Here is a 17425-nt window from a genome sequence, read left to right on the forward strand (position 1 = left end):
CTTTTTAATTAACTGTTTTTCAATTACTTGTAAATTTATGTTGCAATAACTGTAACAGTGTCTGTTTGGGATGTGTCCAAATCATAAAGCAATTATTATGATGAACAAAAGAAGCATCCTAGCAACATTGGTCATGTGTTTAAGTATGACCGCAATCTTTTCACAAAAACAGACAGTTATGCAGACTAAAACAATGACTAAAGACGAATTGGCGGTATTACAAACCGTGGAAACCATGACCAAAGCCTTCAATGGAAAAGACATTGAAGTGGTGATGGGAAGTTATCAAAAAGACGCATTGGTGATTTTTGAACCCGGAATGCAAGTGCGGAACTTTAAGCAACTCAAAGAAATGTTTTTGGCGGCATTCGCCATAAACCCAAAGTTTGAATACCCCCAAGGTCATGAAGTATTCGTAAATGGTGACAATGCAACTCATATTGCTCCCTGGATTATGTCCGGAACAGCTCCAGATGGAACACAAATAAAGCAGAGTGGTCTTTCCGTGGCCAATTTAAGAAAGCAAAAAGATGGTAAATGGTTACTTACCTTTGATAACCCCCACGGTAGTTATTTAATGGCAAATTAAACCATGAATATGCAATTGTCAGATCATAATTCAGATGAACAATTGATAAAGCGAGCCTTATCCGGCGATAAGGCCGCTTTGGAGTTGTTGATTTCCAATAATCAAGATTGGATTTATAATGTTGCCATGACCTTTGTTGGAGATGCAGATGAAGCAGCGGATTTAACCCAGGAAGTCTTGATCAAAGTGATCACCAAATTGGATACTTTCCAAAACCGTAGCAGTTTTAGAACCTGGATGTATCGAATTGTAAAAAACCATTTTCTGAATATGAAAAGGGGCAAGCATGAGGTCAGCCCCCCAACCTTTGAACAATTTGGACAAGGATTGGATCAAATCCCAGATGAATCATTGGCCAACTATTCGTTTGAAGTAGAAGAAAAATTACTGGTAAATGAAGCAAAAATAGGTTGCATGAAGGGTATGCTACTTTGCTTGGACCGCGAACAACGACTCATTTACATTTTGGGCGAGTTATTTGAGTTTCCAGATACTGTAGGAAGTGAGATAATGGAAATGAGCAAGCAAAATTTTAGGGTTAAGCTACATCGGACCAAAAAGCAGCTGTATAACTTTATGAACCATAAATGTGGCTTAATCAATAAAGCAAACCCATGCAGGTGTCATCGTAAAACTGTAGGGTTTATAAAATTGGGATATGTTGACCCTAATGAACTTCATTTTCAAAAAGACGTATTGAGTCAAATCAATAAAGTAGTAGATAAAAAAGTCGAAGCTTATTCCACTGATGTTTTGGATGATTACCAAAAATTGTATCAAGCGCATCCTTTTTTAAAAAGCCCAGATAAGATGGCTTCCATTAGAAGATTACTTTCCACGGATAGTATAAAAGAGACCTTTAATTTATAGGTCTTGCCAAAGGGTCAGCGCTCTGTGGTATAGCTGGCCCTTTCGGAAAAGTAGGGCCCATTGGATTTCAATGGATTACTAGGTTGTTATCGGCAATCGTTATCTTTAAGAGCAAAGTCAAGCTTTTATGGGTGCTATATTGAAACGAAATATTTCTGCTACCGGCGATACATCATTTGCTGACCTCGAAGTATCGGAACCAAGTGATTATGCCGCAGGTATTCCTGCAGTAAAGGTTGCGCTGGAACATCTTAGTAAGGAATCTGGATTGTTTAGGTCGATTAAAACGCTTTCCAGAATGAATCAAAAGGATGGTTTTGATTGTCCAGGTTGTGCTTGGCCAGATCCAGATAAACCTTCAAAACTGGGAGAGTATTGCGAAAATGGCGTGAAGGCAATTGCTGAGGAAACAACTTTTGAACGTGTAGATCGTGATTTTTTCAAAAGGTATTCCGTAGAGGAAATTTCCAATTGGACCGATTATGAAATTGGAAAGAGTGGACGCATTACCGAACCTTTTATCCTAAGGCCAGACTCGTTGCACTATAAGCCTGTTTCTTGGAATGAAGCCTTTGAGACTATAGCATCTCATTTGAAAAACTTGGATTATCCGGATGAAGCTATTTTTTATACTTCTGGCAGATCAAGTAATGAGGCGGCTTTTCTGTACGGCTTGTTCGTAAGGGCGTTTGGGACAAACAATATGCCGGATTGTTCCAATATGTGCCACGAATCAAGTGGTGTTGCACTTTCAGAAACATTGGGTATTGGTAAGGGTTCCGTTGTCTTAGATGATTTTGAGGCAGCTGAAGTAGTTATGATAATTGGTCAGAATCCAGGTACCAACCATCCGCGAATGTTATCCGCCCTGCAAAAATGCAAAGAAAATGGAGGAAGTGTCATAACTGTAAATCCACTTTCGGAAAGTGGTTTGAATCGATTCAAAAATCCACAAGAAGTAAAAGGAATATTTGGTAAGGGTACCACATTGACCGATGTCTTTCTTCAAGTTAAGATAAATCAAGACGTGGCCTTATTGAAATTGATTATGAAACGTCTAGCCCAGCGGGACAAAGATGGCGAGAAGGTATTTGATCATACATTTATAGCTGAAAAGACCCATGGTTACGATGAGTTGATGAAGAGTTTGGAAGATTTTGAAGACCATGAGCTCTTGGAAATATGTGGTGTAGATCCAAAAGAAATAGATAAGGCTGTTGATATATTGGCAACAAAGTCCAGAATAATCATTTGCTGGGCCATGGGGCTAACGCAGCACAAAAATGGTGTGGAGAACATCAAGGAATGCGTGAATTTACTATTGCTCAAAGGAAGTATAGGAAAAAAGGGAGCAGGAACCTGCCCTGTTCGTGGCCATAGTAACGTTCAAGGAGATCGTACGGTGGGTATTATGCATCACGTATCCAAACCATTGAACAAAGCCATTAAAGCGGAATTTAACTTTGACCCACCTGAAAAGGAAGGCCTGGATACGGTAAATTGCATACAGGCTATGCATAAAGGAGATGCAAAGGTGTTCGTAGCCTTGGGAGGAAACTTTGTTTCAGCAGCTTCGGATACACATTATACTGCCGCGGCACTTGAAAATTGCGAACTCACGGTTTCTGTTAGTACTAAATTGAATCGCACGCATTTAACCGCGGGAAAAACGTCAATTATACTTCCTACTTTGGGTAGAACGGAACAGGATGGTGGTCGTTTAGTGACGGTTGAAAATAGCATGGGTAAAGTTCATCAGAGTAAAGGAAAGTTGAAGCCTGCCAGTGAATTCCTTAAAAGTGAACCGGAAATTGTGGCTGGTATTGCGGCTGCATACTTTGGGAAAAACCATTCCATCGATTGGCATGAAATGGGTGTCAATTACGCGTTGATTCGTGAGAAAATTACCAATGTATTAAATGGGTTTAAAGACTATTCCAATAGATCAAAAGGCACAGGGTTTTATCTGCCCAACAATGCTCGAGAGGCAGATTTCACCAAATTACCAGGAGGTAAGGCCCAGTTTTCCGTATGCAGCTTACCGGATATCCAGTTACAGCAGGACGAATTTGTATTAATGACGGTTAGAAGTCATGATCAATTTAATACCACAATTTATGGGATGAATGATAGGTATCGCGGTATACATGGTGAGCGTAGAGTAGTTTTTATGAATAAGGAGGATATGGCTGAGATGGGGTTCAAACCACAAGAAGTAGTTGATTTGGTAAGTACCTACAATGGAAAAGAACGCAGGGCAGAGAATTTTAAATTGGTGCCCTATGATATACCTTCAAAAAATCTCTGTGCATACTTTCCAGAGACCAATGTTTTGGTGCCAATAGATTTGTATGCTGATAAAAGTAATACACCTGTTAGTAAATCTATTGTGGTTAAGATTCATCCAGTTTCCAATTCGTTTTGATCATTTTTATATATTAGGGACATGGAAACCTACGCCACTGCGTTATTATATGCCATTCCTTTTTTTGTTGGATTGGTTCTTATAGAAGTCCTTTATGGATACTTTGTAAAAAATCAGAAACATAATGTCATGGATACTGTGAGTAGTTTAAGTTCCGGTATTACCAATATTGTGAAAGACTCGTTAGGTTTGGGCGTCGTGTTGATCACGTACCCTTATTTGTTGGAACAATTGGCCATTATTGAAGTCAAATCGACATGGTTATTATGGGTCTTTGGATTCTTGGCTTTGGATTTTGCTGGATATTGGAACCATAGACTAAGCCACCGAATCAACTTTTTCTGGAATCAACACGTTATCCACCATAGTAGCGAGGAATTTAACTTAGCCTGTGCATTGCGTCAGTCCATATCAAATCTCTTGGTATATTTCCCTTTTTTAATGATTCCAGCGGCCTTGCTAGGTGTACCTCACAAAGTAGTGGCTATTTTAGCCCCATTGCATTTGTTTGCCCAATTCTGGTATCATACCCAGCATATTGGTAAAATGGGATGGTTGGAATACATAATCATAACCCCGTCCCAACATCGTGTGCATCATGCCATAAATCCAGAGTATATTGATAAAAACCTGGGTCAAATATTCAGTTTTTGGGATCGCATGTTTGGCACTTTTCAGGAAGAATTGGATGATGTTCCACCACAATACGGGGTATTGAAACCAGCTAGTACCTGGAACCCAATACTCATCAACTTTCAACATATTTGGCGATTGATAAAGGATGCATGGAGAACTAATAGTTTTTGGGATAAACTGCGTATATGGTTTATGCCAACGGGTTGGCGTCCTGCGGATGTCAAAGAAAAATACCCGGTAGAGATCATCGAAAATGTATATAATTTTAAAAAATATAGACCGGCCGCTTCACATGCATTAAAGGGATATGCTATTTTCCAATTACTATCCATTACACTATTGATGCTCTTTATGTTTTATAACTACGCAGACATCGGTACGGATGGGCTGTTGTGGTTTGGCGCATTCGTCTTCGCCGGGGTCTACGGGTATACTACTTTAATGGATAAAGAAGGATATGCGATATGGATAGAAGTTGTACGTAGTTTAGCAGGTTTGATTTTGATTTACCTCACCGGAGATTGGTTTGGATTGAACAACTTGCTATTTTTTGGCAGCTATCTCGTAGCGACATACTTTGTTGTCTCAATCCTCGGCGCCATATATTTTACCTGTTTTGATGATTCAATAACGAAAGGTTAGCCATTTTTTTGAGACTGATTGGTTGTCATGGAAATTCTATGCGCCAAGAAAAAACTTCACCATGGTCAACGCTAACCAATCATACATCAAACAGTGTTTTCCCGTTCTGGAAGAAAGACTGTATCAAGAAATCATTGAAACCTGTAGCTATCATGAGTTTCCAAGCAGCACTTATGTTGTAAAGCAAGGAGCTTATCTGAATTTTCTGCCTGTGGTGCTGAAGGGCCAGATAAAAATGTACGCCGAGGAAGAAGATGTTCAATTTCTATTGTATTATATCAATTCCGGAGAATCATGCATATTGAGCTTCAATCATTTGTTTGACCCAAAACCTGTCCAATTTTCAGCGATTACAGAAGAAGATACTGTAGTTATGACACTGCCTGTGGCCAAGGTCAAGGAATGGGTTATACGGTACCCAACATTTGCCAGGATCCTTATCAGCGATTTTCAACGAAACTTTGAGGATTTACTACGCACTACTAAGGAAATAGTTTGTTTTGGTATTGAAGATCGCTTGATCAAATACCTCGAAAACAAATGTAAACGCGGTAATTGTAATCAAGTTCATCTGTCCCATAAACAGATTGCTTTGGATTTGGGTACTTCCCGTGAAGTGATTTCCAGAATCACGAAAAAGCTTGAAAAGGCTGGAGTTTTAGCGCAACAAAAGAGATATATAGAACTGCTCCAAGCCTAAGTTATCACAAAAACATAACGGCATTTAATAAGAATTTAACAGAAAACGGTGATTTTGATCACCGTTTCCCGGTTTTAGTAGGATGTAGTTTTGGATCATAATTAATCTAAAAAAGAAATTATGAAAAGAAATCTATTTACAGCCTTACTCTTTGCAGTCTTGTTGTCTTCATGTAGCGATGATGACAATGATATTGTTGGTGAGATACCTACTACGCCGGAACCTACTGCAGATGCAGACGTTAGGCTAAATGAAGTACAATACCTAGGTGACTGGGTGGAGATTAGAAACAACGGGAATGAAACCGTTGATTTAAGTGATTATTTTCTATGTCTAGGACCTGGGACTTACCAGAGATTGTCTGATTTGACTGTTAATGGAAACTTACAATTGGCAGCAGGTGCGATGGTTTCCGTGGCATATGAAATGCCAAATGCAACAGGAGGTTTGGGATTGTACAATAGCAATTCCGATTTTACTGATGCTTCTACATTAGCCGATTTTGTGCAATGGGGAGCTGGTTCAAGTGCAAGGGAAAATGTCGCAGTAGAAGCTGGTATTTGGACTGCTGGTGATTTTGTGCCAGTAATGGGCAATTCGGACAATACCCTTATTTATGATGGAAATGGTATAGGTGTGGCCAATTGGGCCGAGACCACCACACCAACCATAGGGGAAGAGAATCAATTGACCGTGCCTGAGGAAATTAGATCTATCGTAATCAACGAAGTATTGTATGGAAGCAGAGATTTGGTTGAACTATACAACAATGGCAATGTGGCCGTTGATTTAAGTTCTTATTGGATGTGTCTAGGTCCAGGGAATTATGTCCAATTGGGCAATGTAACCCCGGAAAGTGGAAACTTGGAATTGGCTGCTGGTGAATTTTTAGTGGTTCCTTTTTCATTACCAGATACGGAAGGTGGATTAGGATTGTATTCCAGTAATGCCTTTACAAGCTCAGAGGCCATAATGGATTTCGTGCAATGGGGTGCGGCATCAAGTCCAAGAGAAAATGTTGCTGTCGAAGCTGGTATTTGGACAGCAGGCGAATTCGTGCCTACCGTAGCTTTGGACAGTTACAGTATAGAATATGATGGTGAAGGGGATGAAGCTTCAGATTGGACGCAGGAAGTGAACCCTTCCCTAGGATTTGCCAACGATACTGAAGTTGCATTGACAACGTTCAATGTGACCATAAGCAACGTTATCAATTATTTGAATGTTCACACGTTTACGACACCGGTAGGTGCAGGGGCTCCAGGTCCTTTAGCTACCAATGGCGCACAATACCAAATTTCATTTAAGGCTGTGCCTGGCACTAAATTTACCCCAGTTACCATGATGGGTAACAGTAATGACTGGTTTTTGGCTCCAACAGATTTAGCTGGTATCGATTTGTTTCCAAATGGGCAGGCTTTGAATGGTGTTGATATTGCAAGTCAATTGTCCTTATATGATCTTGGAACAGAAGCCGATAATGATGTAGCAAGTTTTCCACCAGCAGGGTTGGATGTTGGTGCAGCTGATGCGAATACGGCAGTAAGATTGGTTGACGGAAGGGATACAGGAGATATCTATATAACAGCAATATTGGATTATACCAATGGTGATGGATTCTCAGCAGGTACATTTACATTGACCATTACCGCTATTAACACACCTGATCCAGGACAGCCTGCTGGCTCCAACAATGGTTTTGTAGTAACGCCTGGAATTGTTGTTTTACACGCACAGTCAGAACCCTTGTTCACCTTAGGTGAGGAAGATAGGGGAGTAGGCCTAGAAAGAATCGCAGAAGATGGTATGCCAGGCGAATTGTACAACTGGTTTACAGCAACTGGTAGTAATGGGTCCCCATTGCGATTGGCGTCCTCTTTGAGTGTTTTCTCACCAGGAATTGTCTATGCATTCAATACCAATAGCGACCCATTCTTCGCGCAGGGCGGTACAGTAAAAGAGGGCAGTGGATTAGAGGAAATTGCTGAAGATGGAAATAATGCAGTCGCGGTTTCCTACTTCAATAACTTGGGTCTTCCGGTAGCGGCCAGTAATGAAACTGCACCAATTGGTCCTGGAGAATATTTGTCATTTACCATTGATGTACCGCAAGATCAAGATTACAAATTAGGGATAAGTACCATGTTGGTACAGACTAATGATTGGTTCATTAGTTATAACAACAATGGTGTTGCATTGTTTGATGAAACTGGGACGCCTTTTTCAGGTACTTCAGAAAGTGATGAATCTTATTTGTTTGATGCAGGTACCGAAGAAGATGAACCTGTAGGATTTGGGATGTATCAAGCGCCAAGACAGGCTGGACCTGATATGGGACCGGCTGATGCCAATACGACCATCAGAAGAGTAAGTGCTTTGGAGGACGTACAGTTTGGTAAAGGAATTTACAACAACGGTCCTGGTGTAGTTTATTTAGAAGACCCCCGTGGTGGCTACAATTTGGTTCGAATAGACATTCAACCACAATAGTCCAGGATAGTTTGTGTTTTTTTGGGAAAGCCGGGAAATTGATTTTTCCGGCTTTTCTTTTTAGTCGGTCTGCCTTAGTTCAGTATCTACAAGCTGAATATAGTTTTGCATAGCTTCCTCGGCACTGATATTTTTGGCTTGAATAAGCGCATTTGCCTTAAAGGCATTGATCAATGGGGTTTTGCTTCCAGGGTGATTGAAGTTTTTCTTTGCTATTTTATAGTATGCGTAAAGTTTTAGCAGAAAATCTGCTGGCATGGGATCCGTATAGCTGTTGACAAAGTTTACAGCTTCTTCAAACTTGTTATTTAAATCCTCATCAATCATCTTTTTTTCTAAGTGAGGCTATGCAGGTTTTGGCACCTACAACTTTTTGGTTGAGTTTAACGGTAATATCACAATCTAATGGCAGTAATAGATCTACCCTAGATCCAAACTTAATGAACCCTGCATCCTGACCTTGTGTAACTTGTTCACCTTCTTCAGCATAATTGACAATACGACGCGCAAGTGCCCCAGCTATTTGCCGGTAACCGATTTCCCCAAATTTAGGGGTATGCAACACCACGGTTGTTCTTTCGTTTTCCGTGCTGGATTTAGGATGCCAGGCCACTAGGTATTTCCCTGGATGATATTTAGAGTAGGTAATGGTTCCACTAGCTGCATATCTGGTAACATGCACATTCAGAGGCGACATAAAAATGGAAACCTGCTTTCTTTTGCCCTTAAAGTACTCTGGCTCTTCAACCTCTTCAATTACCACTACTTTGCCATCAACTGGTGCCAATATTTCATCAAAATTTGGTGTAACGGGTCTCCTTGGATTCCTAAAAAACTGGAGTACCAGGATAAGTAATACCAATGCGACTATTTGAACAGCATACCTGATCCATTCCAAATCAATATAAAATTGGGCAACCAGTATTAAAGCTACAACAAGAAAAAAGGTGGTTATTATAATTTTTTGACCTTCTTTATGAAACATAAGAAAATATATTTAATGTCAGATATGCAAATGGGGCAGCAAATACCAAGCTGTCCAAACGGTCCCAAATACCTCCGTGACCAGGAAGTATTGCTCCGCTGTCCTTAACTTGTGCTATACGCTTAAACTTGGATTCCAATAAATCTCCCAAACTTCCGGCAATTACGATTACGATAGCCAATATAATCCACTGCAGTAGTGATAGACTGGTTTCGTACTTGGCCAGAAAGTAGGCTGCTAACAATGCAAAAATAAGACCTCCTACAGAACCTTCCACGGTTTTTTTTGGAGAAACTGATGGATAAAGCTTGGTTCTACCCATAGTTTTACCCACTAAATAGGCAAATGTGTCATTTACCCAAATCAAAATAAATATTCCTGCTATCAAGAATTGCGAAAAACTATTCTGTTTATAAGGTATCATGGTTAGGAAAATGCAACCGCCACCTAGGTAAAATACTGCGATTATGCATTTCTGTATCGTATTGAATGCCTTGGGTTTATTGGAAAAAAGAAAGCCAAGCAAAATGACATCAATGGTGATGGTAATCAACATTAAAGCTGTGATGAGTAATTTGTCTTCCACGAAGTAAATAAATGCCCACCATAAAGCCAGATAGGCTACGTAGACATAGTAATTACGCAGGTTGACGATTCTTTTGAATTCGTATAGACAGGCTAAGCCGAAGACCATAAAAAGAAAGTCGAACGCATCGGAACTTAAGAATACAGTACCCATAAGGAGTACTACATAGATTACTCCTGTAATGGCGCGCCTTAGAATTTCTTTCATGTAGTTAGTAGTCTTCTAGGAGCAAAAGATATACATTTTTTGAGGCACTACCGTAGGAAAGAAAATCATTTTTATTTTCTGGGGTGGGTTGAAAGTGCTTTAATGTAGTTATGTTGTTGGGAATGTTCTTTTTATATTTTTCCTTTATAATCTTCAACGCCTCACTTATGGAGTCCACTAATTGACTAGTTGTGGCAAAAACGATTAGGTTAGAAGGTAACTCGTCCAACTTTTTCTCCCTAATTTGATTTGAACAGACCAATATTGAGCCATTATGGGCAATTAAATGCTCACAAGTGGTCAGGAAAATGTCACTTTCCTTTCGGTTTTGGGTAAATCCAATTTTTTCGGAAGCAAATTTATTTTCCAAGCGGGAATCCAGCGTGTAAAAAAGATGCTGTTGCCAAGTGTTTTCGGAAATAATGTTTTGAAGTGTTTCGGAAATCTCAAGGTCATCCTCGCAATAGATGAACTTTCCCCCATTTTTCTTAAAATAGATGGTGAATTTTTCATCAACCGGAATTTTAAGGTCAGGCATATGTTCTCCACGAGTTTCCAGGGTTTCCTTGGAAACCTTTTTGCCACCACCAAAAAGTTTGTCAAAAACTCCCATGTACGGTTTCAAAAATACAAGTCTTGGAGGACATATGTCCTAGAAGCTAAAAATTATTCAGCTGTTTCCAACTCCTCTTCTTCCTTTTCAAAAGGTCTTTTTCCAAAAATCTTTTCCAAATCATCCTTGAAGATCACTTCTTTTTCTAGCAAACGATCTGCAAGTTCAGATAATTTGTCTTTATTGTCTTGAAGTAATTTAATGGCTCTTTGGTATTGTTCTTCTATGATTTTTGAAATCTCTTCATCAATTTTTTGTGCGGTTTCCTCGCTGTATGGTTTTGTAAAACCATATTCGTTTTGTCCAGAAGAATCGTAATAGGTGATATTACCCAATTGATCATTCAATCCGTATATGGTTACCATGGCTCTGGCTTGTTTTGTGACTTTCTCCAAATCACTCAACGCACCCGTTGAAATTTTATTGAAAATCACCTTTTCGGCTGCCCTACCACCCATTGTGGCGCACATCTCATCCAACATTTGCTCCGGACGCACGATTAAGCGCTCTTCTGGTAGGTACCAAGCAGCACCTAGGGATTGACCTCTAGGAACAATGGTTACTTTCACCAAAGGTGCAGCATGTTCCAGCATCCAACTTACTGTAGCGTGACCAGCTTCGTGAAAGGCAATTGTTTTTTTCTCTTCAGGTGTAATGATCTTATTTTTCTTTTCAAGACCACCCACAATACGATCCACAGCATCCAAGAAATCTTGCTTGTTCACCGATTTCTTTTCCTTGCGGGCCGCAATCAATGCTGCTTCATTACAAACGTTTGCAATATCTGCTCCGGAAAAACCAGGTGTCTGTTTTGCCAAGAAATCCAAATCCAAGGTTTCGGCAGTCTTTATGGGTCTTAAGTGGACTTCAAAAATTTCCTTCCGTTCCCTTAGATCAGGAAGGTCAACATAAATCTGACGATCAAATCGACCAGCACGCATTAATGCTTTATCCAATACGTCGGCACGGTTGGTTGCAGCCAAAACAATAACATTTGTATTGGTTCCAAAACCGTCCATCTCGGTTAGTAACTGGTTCAGGGTATTTTCCCTTTCGTCATTAGATCCCGTGAAATTGTTTTTTCCTCTTGCACGTCCAATGGCATCTATTTCATCAATAAAGATGATGGCTGGGGATTTATCTTTTGCTTGTTTAAATAAATCTCGGACACGGGAAGCACCTACACCTACAAACATTTCCACAAAGTCCGAACCTGATAGTGAGAAGAACGGAACCTTTGCCTCGCCTGCAACGGCCTTGGCTAATAACGTCTTACCGGTTCCCGGAGGTCCTACCAGCAATGCACCTTTAGGTATCTTACCACCTAAAGAAGTGTATTTATCAGGGTTCTTTAAGAATTCCACGATTTCCTGGACTTCCTCTTTTGCACCTTCCAAACCAGCAACATCTTTGAAGGAAGTTCGGGTATCGGTTTTCTCATCGAACAATTTTGCTTTGGATTTTCCGATATTGAAAATCTGTCCACCGGCACCACCACCGGCACCTCCAGACATCCTACGCATTAGGTAAATCCAAATTCCGATAATTAGTGCAAATGGGAGTAAGGAAAGCAACAATTCACCTAAAACATTGGATTCCGTATCGAAATCTACAATAGTATCAAGGTTGTTTTCTTTTTTGATGCTTTTTATCTCATCTTCAAAATTTTGAAGATCACCATAATCCAAAATATACTGTGGAATTTTGCCTGCAGAAATATTAAATGGTCTATCTGCTACGTTACGGTGCACATCTTTTTGAAGCGCTTCTTCTGTTAGAAACACTTTAGCTTGACGTGTATTTGTGATAATCAGTATTTCTGAAATATCCCCATTCCTTAGGTATTCCTGTAATTCTGAGGTTGTAGTTTTCTCAGTGCTTGAAAAGCTGTTTCCGCCAAAAAATTGGAAACCAATGATTAAAGCAATGACCACACCATAGATCCACCAGGAGCTAAAACGAGGTTTCTTAGGGGTATTTGGATTGTTTTCTTTTGCCATTTTTTAAGAATTGTAGCTGCTCTCCACCATGGTGACTTTGGCATCTCCCCAAAGTCCTTCAATGTCGTAGAATTCCCTAATGTGTTTTTGAAATACATGCACAACAACGTTGACATAGTCCATTAAGACCCATTCCGCGTTTTCTGAACCTTCAACATGCCAAGGTTTATCTTTAATGGCTTTGCTGACGGTTTTTTGAATGGATGCAACAATTGCGTTTACATGCGTGTTGGAAGTACCATTGCAGATTATAAAGTAGTCACAAACTGTATTTTCTATTTCCCTTAAATCGAGGAGGTTGATATCCACTCCTTTTACTTCTTCAATTCCATGTAAAATTAAGGCAATCAGTTCATCTGCACTAGCTTTCGTTTTCTGCATTCAAAAATTTTAGTTTCTACAAAGTTATATTTTTTTTGTTTTCTTAGCCCTAGATTTTAACATAACCTTGGGCGCACCACTTTGGGAGAACACAGTCAAATAATCAAACTTGATGCCACGGACTCTACAAATTTGTATTTACGGTCACTGACGCGTACAAAAGAGTTGTCTGACCTAACCTGTGTCGTGACTGAAAATCAAGTAAAGGGAAGAGGTCAAATGGGCACATCTTGGCAGTCGGAAGCTGGTAAAAACCTCACTTTTAGTGTCTTGAAAAGGTATGGGCACCTTAAGGCTGAAAATCAGTTTGCAATTAATGCATGTGTTTCCCTAGCTATTTATGACACATTGAACAGTCTGAATGTCCCAAATCTAAAAATAAAATGGCCCAACGACATAATGTCAGGTTCGGACAAAATATGCGGTATTTTGATTGAAAATGTCCTAAAAAGCATGACGATAAAGCATTCTATTATTGGTATTGGATTAAATGTAAACCAAACCAACTTCATTGGGTTGCAAAAAGTATCTTCCTTAAAGCAGAAATTATCGCAATCCTTGGATTTGGATGAATTATTGGATGCCTTATTAAAACAACTTGCAAAACACTTGTCACAAATTGAAAGCCTGGACTTGAAAATGCTTTGGTCTAACTATGAACGCTATCTATTTAGAAAAGACAAGCCTTCCACCTTTAAAAATGCCAAAAATGAGGTTTTTATGGGGTTTATACGCGGGGTAAGCCAACAAGGCCAACTGCGTATTGAAATGGAGGACGCACTATTTAAGGAATTTGGATTAAAGGAAGTTTCGCTCCTGAATTAAATCCTGTCCATATTGGCGGACAAGGTTTCCATGAAGTTGGTAATTGGACTTTTTATCATCATTGCCATCATGGCATTGAACTCCCCTTCAAAACTTAATCCAACTTCACTTTCTGTGTCTCCTAATGCTTCAATATTACCAGTTAAAGTGAAAGGTAATTTATCGCTTGCAGCACCTAAAACTACTTTGTCGTTTGGGTTTTGCTCCTTTAGCCTTAAAATGATTTCAGGCATTCCTTTTAAGGCAAATTTGAAGGTGATTTCATCTAAAACCTCAAATTTATCAATATTGTCGGGCATCAACTTTTCAAAGTTTTTGATATCCGTTAAAAATTCAAAAACTTCTTGGGCACTTTTGGATACTTTCTTTTTAGGTACTTCGATATGCATGTTTAGCGCTTATTTCCATTGCTGTGGATTTGATTTCCACTGCAACAAGGTTTGCATTTGTGAGGCTTCAATATAGTTAATATCTGAAGCTTGTTCTATTAAATGGTCATAGTCGGATAAGGTATGGAGTTCCACTTTTTCCTCTGCAAAATTGACGTCTGCCAATGAAAAACCATAGGTAAATACGGCAATCATACCCTTTACATCCAATTCTTGTGATCGAAGGGCGCGAATGGCATTTAAACTGCTCTTACCTGTACTGATCAAATCTTCAATTACAACAATGGACTGTCCTTTTTCAACATAGCCTTCAATTTGGTTTTGTCTTCCATGCGACTTCGGTTCTGGTCTAACATATATGAAGGGAAGGTCCATTAAATCTGCAACGAGCATTCCAATGCCAATGGCTCCCGTGGCTACCCCTGCAATCACATCAGGTTTACCATAAAGTTTCTCAACCTGGTTTGCCATTTGTTGGCGAACAAAGTTTCGAACTTCAGGATAAGATAGCATGATTCGGTTATCGCAGTATATTGGAGATTTCCAGCCAGAAGCCCATGTGAAAGGATTTTCTGGTTCCAACTTAATTGCATTAATTTGCAGCAAAAGCTCGGCTGTTTTCTTAGCAGTATCCTTGTTTAAAACCATTGCGCAAATGTATAAAGTTTTTGTTAATGAGGCTCCTCTGATTTTAACAAATGAGCGCCAAGATAACACGAATGGTAATCTTTTTTCACTTGATGGTGATTCGATAATCATGGCTATTGATTCCTTGGCGAAGGGGAGACTTAAAGAAGCTTTTATTTACCATCCAGATGAAGAGAAAATACTGGATGTGTTCATGCATAAAATCCCGGTGGTTGTGGCCGGAGGTGGTTTTGTTACCAATCCAAAAGGCAAAGTGTTGTTCATTTACAGAAATGGAAAGTGGGATTTGCCAAAGGGAAAAGTGGACAAAGGTGAATCTATAGAAAAAGCTGCCATTAGGGAAGTGGAGGAAGAGACCGGGGTGAAAGACCTGATTATTGAAAAATTCCTTCGCACAACCTATCATGTATTTAGAAGAAACGGAGAATACCGGTTAAAACAAGTGCATTGGTTTTCCATGACCACGGAATATGACGGTAAACTTGTGGGACAAGAAGCCGAAGGTATAATGAAGGTTAAATGGAAAGGTCCGAAAAAAACAAGGAAGGCCCTAGAAAATTCATATCATAATATCAAGATCCTGTTTGAAGATTGGTTTATTCCTTCTTAAGTATTGCTTCAGCTTCAGAATCCTTTTTAATTCTAAAGACCGGATATTTTAAATAGGCCGGCTCCCGATTTATGGATCGTTGATAGATCCAATCCAATTGCGCATACCAATTCGCCGCAAACTGAAGATCCTGTTCCTTCTTGTTGTTGAACTCTTGAAAAAGTAAGGTGTCTTTTGCCAACATTTCCTTGGCGACGTCTTCAAATACATAAGGGGAGAAACCTTCTTTTTGCTGTAGTACGGTATCAAAGAAATTCCAGTTGAAAAACGAATCATCCGCTTGTGGTTCCAAAGTTTCAATTAAATATCGAATACCAGCCTGTTGGGTAGGAATAACAACATCTCCAGCTCGGAGCGAAACCTTTTCCATTTGGGAGTTAACTTTTGTGTTGTAATGCAAATAATGACCCTCATAAGGGTTCTGTCTGGTTTCATACCCATTAATTGTATAGGTTTCCAATTCCAATATCGTATCGGAAGGAATTTCCATGTACGAAATACCGTTGGCTTCCAACCTAGCAAGAATGTCAGTCCAACTTTGCGAAATCACATAAGCCGCAGGAACCTGTATGGTGTCCATAGGGATAAAATAATTGTAATATTCTATTTCCTTTGTGAATGGTTTTTCCCTGTTGTACTTGAGTCGAGGTAAACCAGTTACCTCACTCTCAATTTGCTCGGCTTCATAACCCTTGAATTGTAGTGTTGTAGTTCTACTACGATCTATTTGCCAGTTCAAATGGTATTCTTCCAATTCAAACATATTTTGAGCCGTACTGTCACGAAGTGCCTTGATTATTTCATGTTCCTTTTCAACAATTCCTATCATGCTTTCCATGAGTTCATATGTTCCTTCAACCCTTTGCTTATAAGGTTTGAGCATATGGGTTTCCACCATCATTCCCAAAGTGTTCCAAAAGGTGGTATATCCTGTGGAATATCTTGGATGGTCTATAAATTGGGAAAAACCTAGTTCAGGAGGACGATTGAATACATTTACATACGGAGTAATATCCCAATCTTTTTCGCTTAACGCTTTTTCTAATCTGGGTTGCAGGGTTTCATGTAAGTAGGAACCTAGTTCACCACCTAACTTATTGTGTTGGGTAAAGAGGTGCGTCAAGGTATATTGGTAATCTGCTCCATTGCTTACATGATTGTCTATAAACACATCAGGCTTTACTAAGTGGAATATTTGGGTAAAGGTTTCCGCGTTTTTGGTGTCCATTTTCACGAAATCCCTATTAAGGTCATAATTTCTGGAATTCCCCCTAAAACCATAAGCTTTAGGACCATTTTGATTTGCCCTTGTATTGGAATTTCTGTTTAGCGAACCGCCAACATTGTAAACGGGAATGGTAACCAATACCACATTATCAGGACCCTTGATTTTTCCGGTGACCAAGTCCCTAAAAAGCATCATGGTAGCATCGATTCCATCACTTTCTCCAGGATGTATACCATTATTGATCAAGATAATGGCTTTGTTGGAGCGCACATGATCAAAATTGAAATCACCGTCTGGGTTAAATGTGACCATGTGTAATGGTAGGCCACTATCTGTTGTACCTATGGTCTGAATATTGATTTCTGGAAAATCCTTGGCTAACTGGATATAAAAATCAATGGTTTCCTGATAGGTTGCAGTTTCTGTTCCTTCAGTTTTTTCGAAGGTTATGCCGTAAGACGCAACTTTATCCTCCGGAACGGTTTCACAGGACATAAAGAAAGTTGCCAAGGCAAAAAATAAAAGCTTAAAGCCGGATTTGGTTTGGTATCTGATCAACATGGTTTTAACCATTTGCAAACCCTAAAAATAAGGATAAAAC

Annotated in this window: 17 protein-coding genes; 8 read left to right on the forward strand and 9 right to left on the reverse strand. The window is 39.5% G+C overall.

What is annotated here, in order from left to right; translation table 11 throughout:
- Window positions 1-97: 97 nt before the first annotated feature.
- The 6 genes from M3P19_RS14455 to M3P19_RS14480 all read left to right on the forward strand — a co-directional run bounded on the left by M3P19_RS14455 (window position 98) and on the right by M3P19_RS14480 (window position 8352).
- On the forward strand, window positions 98-589 hold the full coding sequence (locus M3P19_RS14455) for a YybH family protein (protein ID WP_249658403.1): 492 nt from the start codon (window positions 98-100) through the stop codon (window positions 587-589).
- Between the two features lie 9 nt (window positions 590-598).
- Window positions 599-1459 (forward strand): RNA polymerase sigma factor, encoded by an 861-nt coding sequence (locus M3P19_RS14460; protein ID WP_249658404.1) that lies wholly within the window; start codon window positions 599-601, stop codon window positions 1457-1459.
- Between the two features lie 127 nt (window positions 1460-1586).
- A complete protein-coding gene (locus M3P19_RS14465; RefSeq protein WP_249658405.1) occupies window positions 1587-3884 on the forward strand; it encodes an FdhF/YdeP family oxidoreductase in 2298 nt (765 codons plus the stop codon).
- A 21-nt stretch (window positions 3885-3905) separates the two neighbouring features.
- Window positions 3906-5162: a sterol desaturase family protein gene (locus M3P19_RS14470; RefSeq protein ID WP_249658406.1), complete on the forward strand. Its 1257-nt coding sequence runs from the start codon at window positions 3906-3908 to the stop codon at window positions 5160-5162.
- A gap of 61 nt (window positions 5163-5223) precedes the next feature.
- On the forward strand, window positions 5224-5862 hold the full coding sequence (locus tag M3P19_RS14475) for a Crp/Fnr family transcriptional regulator (protein WP_249658407.1): 639 nt from the start codon (window positions 5224-5226) through the stop codon (window positions 5860-5862).
- Window positions 5863-5982: 120 nt separating this feature from the next.
- The gene (locus tag M3P19_RS14480) at window positions 5983-8352 is read left to right on the forward strand and encodes a spondin domain-containing protein (protein WP_249658408.1); all 2370 of its coding nucleotides are present in this window, start codon (window positions 5983-5985) and stop codon (window positions 8350-8352) included.
- Between the two features lie 60 nt (window positions 8353-8412).
- On the opposite strand, the gene M3P19_RS14485 is transcribed toward M3P19_RS14480, so the two are convergent.
- From M3P19_RS14485 to rsfS, 6 genes are read right to left on the reverse strand one after another with little or no spacing between them, the layout of a single operon-like run.
- The gene (locus M3P19_RS14485; RefSeq protein WP_249658409.1) at window positions 8413-8679 is read right to left on the reverse strand and encodes an acyl-CoA-binding protein; all 267 of its coding nucleotides are present in this window, start codon (window positions 8677-8679) and stop codon (window positions 8413-8415) included.
- On the reverse strand, window positions 8672-9337 hold the full coding sequence (locus M3P19_RS14490) for a phosphatidylserine decarboxylase family protein (RefSeq protein WP_249658410.1): 666 nt from the start codon (window positions 9335-9337) through the stop codon (window positions 8672-8674). Before M3P19_RS14490 ends, M3P19_RS14485 begins: the two co-directional genes overlap by 8 nt.
- On the reverse strand, window positions 9327-10130 hold the full coding sequence (locus M3P19_RS14495; protein WP_249658411.1) for a phosphatidate cytidylyltransferase: 804 nt from the start codon (window positions 10128-10130) through the stop codon (window positions 9327-9329). The genes M3P19_RS14490 and M3P19_RS14495 overlap by 11 nt, the downstream gene beginning before the upstream one ends.
- A 4-nt stretch (window positions 10131-10134) precedes the next feature.
- The gene (locus M3P19_RS14500) at window positions 10135-10743 is read right to left on the reverse strand and encodes an LUD domain-containing protein (protein ID WP_249658475.1); all 609 of its coding nucleotides are present in this window, start codon (window positions 10741-10743) and stop codon (window positions 10135-10137) included.
- A gap of 53 nt (window positions 10744-10796) precedes the next feature.
- Entirely contained in the window at window positions 10797-12743 is a 1947-nt protein-coding gene (gene ftsH / locus M3P19_RS14505) for an ATP-dependent zinc metalloprotease FtsH (protein ID WP_249658412.1), read from the reverse strand.
- Window positions 12744-12746: 3 nt separating this feature from the next.
- Window positions 12747-13124 (reverse strand): ribosome silencing factor, encoded by a 378-nt coding sequence (gene rsfS / locus M3P19_RS14510; RefSeq protein ID WP_249658413.1) that lies wholly within the window; start codon window positions 13122-13124, stop codon window positions 12747-12749.
- An 81-nt stretch (window positions 13125-13205) separates the two neighbouring features.
- Between rsfS and M3P19_RS14515 the strand changes: the two genes are divergently transcribed.
- Complete coding sequence (locus tag M3P19_RS14515) at window positions 13206-13949, forward strand: biotin--[acetyl-CoA-carboxylase] ligase (RefSeq protein ID WP_249658414.1); 744 nt, start codon at window positions 13206-13208, stop codon at window positions 13947-13949.
- Here M3P19_RS14515 and M3P19_RS14520 read toward each other — a convergent pair.
- Window positions 13946-14338, reverse strand: coding sequence for an SRPBCC family protein (locus M3P19_RS14520; RefSeq protein ID WP_249658415.1), 393 nt, complete (start codon window positions 14336-14338; stop codon window positions 13946-13948). The two genes, M3P19_RS14515 and M3P19_RS14520, sit on opposite strands and share 4 nt — an antisense overlap.
- 9 nt (window positions 14339-14347) lie before the next feature.
- The gene (gene pyrE / locus M3P19_RS14525; RefSeq protein ID WP_249658416.1) at window positions 14348-14986 is read right to left on the reverse strand and encodes an orotate phosphoribosyltransferase; all 639 of its coding nucleotides are present in this window, start codon (window positions 14984-14986) and stop codon (window positions 14348-14350) included.
- Window positions 14987-14993: 7 nt separating this feature from the next.
- Between pyrE and M3P19_RS14530 the strand changes: the two genes are divergently transcribed.
- Entirely contained in the window at window positions 14994-15596 is a 603-nt protein-coding gene (locus M3P19_RS14530; protein ID WP_249658417.1) for an NUDIX hydrolase, read from the forward strand.
- Here M3P19_RS14530 and M3P19_RS14535 read toward each other — a convergent pair.
- The gene (locus M3P19_RS14535) at window positions 15583-17385 is read right to left on the reverse strand and encodes a M14 family metallopeptidase (RefSeq protein WP_417953930.1); all 1803 of its coding nucleotides are present in this window, start codon (window positions 17383-17385) and stop codon (window positions 15583-15585) included. The genes M3P19_RS14530 and M3P19_RS14535 overlap by 14 nt on opposite strands.
- Window positions 17386-17425: the final 40 nt, after the last annotated feature.

The organism is Flagellimonas spongiicola, assembly GCF_023502425.1.
GTDB lineage: Bacteria > Bacteroidota > Bacteroidia > Flavobacteriales > Flavobacteriaceae > Flagellimonas > Flagellimonas spongiicola.

Excerpts from the sequence above, each read along its gene's own strand:
- pyrE (WP_249658416.1), bottom strand. The coding sequence starts at position 14,986 with ATGGTTTTAAACAAGGATACTGCTAAGAAAACAGCCGAGCTTTTGCTG.
- M3P19_RS14465 (WP_249658405.1), top strand. The coding sequence starts at position 1,587 with ATGGGTGCTATATTGAAACGAAATATTTCTGCTACCGGCGATACATCA.
- M3P19_RS14490 (WP_249658410.1), bottom strand. The coding sequence starts at position 9,337 with ATGTTTCATAAAGAAGGTCAAAAAATTATAATAACCACCTTTTTTCTT.
- M3P19_RS14460 (WP_249658404.1), top strand. The coding sequence starts at position 599 with ATGCAATTGTCAGATCATAATTCAGATGAACAATTGATAAAGCGAGCC.
- M3P19_RS14520 (WP_249658415.1), bottom strand. The coding sequence starts at position 14,338 with ATGCATATCGAAGTACCTAAAAAGAAAGTATCCAAAAGTGCCCAAGAA.
- M3P19_RS14470 (WP_249658406.1), top strand. The coding sequence starts at position 3,906 with ATGGAAACCTACGCCACTGCGTTATTATATGCCATTCCTTTTTTTGTT.
- rsfS (WP_249658413.1), bottom strand. The coding sequence starts at position 13,124 with ATGCAGAAAACGAAAGCTAGTGCAGATGAACTGATTGCCTTAATTTTA.
- M3P19_RS14530 (WP_249658417.1), top strand. The coding sequence starts at position 14,994 with ATGTATAAAGTTTTTGTTAATGAGGCTCCTCTGATTTTAACAAATGAG.
- M3P19_RS14500 (WP_249658475.1), bottom strand. The coding sequence starts at position 10,743 with ATGGGAGTTTTTGACAAACTTTTTGGTGGTGGCAAAAAGGTTTCCAAG.
- M3P19_RS14455 (WP_249658403.1), top strand. The coding sequence starts at position 98 with ATGATGAACAAAAGAAGCATCCTAGCAACATTGGTCATGTGTTTAAGT.
- M3P19_RS14480 (WP_249658408.1), top strand. The coding sequence starts at position 5,983 with ATGAAAAGAAATCTATTTACAGCCTTACTCTTTGCAGTCTTGTTGTCT.
- M3P19_RS14475 (WP_249658407.1), top strand. The coding sequence starts at position 5,224 with ATGGTCAACGCTAACCAATCATACATCAAACAGTGTTTTCCCGTTCTG.
- ftsH (WP_249658412.1), bottom strand. The coding sequence starts at position 12,743 with ATGGCAAAAGAAAACAATCCAAATACCCCTAAGAAACCTCGTTTTAGC.
- M3P19_RS14535 (WP_417953930.1), bottom strand. The coding sequence starts at position 17,385 with ATGTTGATCAGATACCAAACCAAATCCGGCTTTAAGCTTTTATTTTTT.
- M3P19_RS14495 (WP_249658411.1), bottom strand. The coding sequence starts at position 10,130 with ATGAAAGAAATTCTAAGGCGCGCCATTACAGGAGTAATCTATGTAGTA.
- M3P19_RS14485 (WP_249658409.1), bottom strand. The coding sequence starts at position 8,679 with ATGATTGATGAGGATTTAAATAACAAGTTTGAAGAAGCTGTAAACTTT.